This window comes from Vibrio sp. Vb1554 (genome assembly GCF_033344235.1).
This window is the reverse complement of the sequence record NZ_JAWPOJ010000188.1, coordinates 1-1427: the sequence shown is the minus strand read 5'-3', so window position 1 is coordinate 1427 and position 1427 is coordinate 1. Positions and strand designations below refer to the sequence as shown.

Here is a 1427-nt window from a genome sequence, read left to right as displayed (position 1 = left end):
ATAGATAAATAAACAATAAGTTAGATAACACATTCGCAGTTTTCGACCTCTTTCTCTATGCGATGAAGATATTTTCACACCAAGAGAAGCTTGCCGCTCACATTGCCACCGGTGCCTTTGCCGCATTCGGTAAAAACATGCCGCTCACTCACCTCAGCTAAACGACTTTTGATATTTCTCGCACTTAAGGCTTGGCACATAAGGCATCAAAATCTCTCGTTGTCGTTATTCGCCGCTGGCCGTCAAATCATTAAATGTAGTTAAACAATGTCAGGTCTTTTGTTTTGCCAAAAGCTTGTTGCGAGGCCTGCAATGCACGCGAGTTCTCACTGAACTCGATCACGGCTTTGGAGTAATCCAAATCCTCAAAATTGCTCTTTGCTTTTGCCAAAGACAAGTTAAAGTCTTCGTGGTTTTGCTCTTGAATATCGAGCGTGCTCAGCCTTGCACCCACGTCGGTTCGAGCTTTGTTCAAATGGATGAACGCGGCTTGAAATTCCTCAGTCATTTGGTGCAACTTCGCGGTCGCTGATGTATCGGAGACGGATTTATCCGACCAAGACATCGCTTCCTTAAAGGTATCGAAAATACTGAAGGACTCACGTTTTTCGATGCCGATGCTGTCTCCAGGGGTAATTTGCCCTTTCACATGCACTTTAAGTCCTTTGTACTCGATGCCTTTTTCTGGCGAAAATTCGTCAGCGTCCACCACTTTGCCGTTTCGCTCCAATTGGTAGCCAAACTTGCCGTTATTCATATCGACAAACGTCACGCCATAAGAAGCCGTGTCCTTCGCATCCACATTGGTTGCTTTGCTTAGCAGTAAGTCAGAGCCGCTTTGTAAATCGTAACTAGGCTGGTAATCACCAAACGGGTTTGGGATTTCCATGAACAGTTTGCTACCAGGATCGTTCATCGGCATATCCAGCATGCTGGACACTTTCATTTTGCGTTGGTAATCATCACCAGCGTATTGCACGCTGCCATCTTTATCGCGATAAAATGGCTGGCTTTTCGGCTTTGTCCCCGCAAACACGTAGTTGCCCGATTCATCTTGCGCATTCACTAAGTTAAGGAAGTTATTTGCAATTTCTTCCAACTCACGCTTTTTCGCTTGTCGGTCTTCGGCAGAAAACGCACCGTTGATCATTTCCATAGTGAGACGTTTCGATTCATCAGCGAAGCTTTCTGCGTTCGCGATATTCACTTCGTGGTTTTCTAAACGGTTACGCACCAACACAATCGAGCTTAAATATTGCTTTAACTGCTCTTGCTGCTGGCCAATATTCTGAATGTAATGCGCAGCCAGCGGATCATCACTTGGTTTAAGCAGCTTCTTACCTGAGGCAAGTTGCTCTTGGTTGTGATGGATCTTGTTCTCTTGGCGACGCAAGTCATTTTGTACAGACTGATAGTTATGGAAACTA

1 protein-coding gene is annotated in these 1427 nt (G+C 45.1%); it reads right to left on the bottom strand.

Going from position 1 to position 1427, the window contains the following annotated elements; translation table 11 throughout:
• Positions 1-250: 250 nt before the first annotated feature.
• The coding region (flgL, locus tag R8N28_RS24825; RefSeq protein ID WP_318183617.1) for a flagellar hook-associated protein FlgL at positions 251-1427 on the bottom strand (1177 nt) is incomplete at its 5' end.